Genomic DNA, 259 nt, shown 5'->3' on the forward strand with positions numbered 1-259 from the left:
ATATGCGCGTGTGGCGGAATTGGCAGACGCACTAGACTTAGGATCTAGCGTCTTTGACGTGGGGGTTCAAGTCCCTCCACGCGCATCCCTTATTTGCGGAAGTGGCTCAGCGGTAGAGCATCGCCTTGCCAAGGCGAGGGTCGCGGGTTCGATTCCCGTCTTCCGCTCCAATATTTTGCGCCCTTAGCTCAGCTGGATAGAGCGTTTGACTACGAATCAAAAGGCCGGGAGTTCGAATCTCTCAGGGCGCGCCATTATT

The 259-nt window shown here is 55.6% G+C and carries 3 tRNA genes; all 3 read left to right on the forward strand.

Annotated features, from left to right (window positions below):
* Positions 1-4 precede the first annotated feature (4 nt).
* A tRNA-Leu gene (locus tag IFU39_RS32590) sits at positions 5-85 on the forward strand.
* Between the two features lie 10 nt (positions 86-95).
* A tRNA-Gly gene (locus IFU39_RS32595) sits at positions 96-170 on the forward strand.
* 7 nt (positions 171-177) lie between these two features.
* Positions 178-254: transfer RNA gene (locus IFU39_RS32600), tRNA-Arg, on the forward strand.
* The last annotated feature ends 5 nt before the right edge of the window (positions 255-259 follow it).

The sequence above is a fragment of the Paenibacillus sp. CFBP 13594 genome (assembly GCF_014842675.1).
Taxonomy (GTDB): Bacteria; Bacillota; Bacilli; order Paenibacillales; family Paenibacillaceae; genus Paenibacillus; species Paenibacillus amylolyticus_B.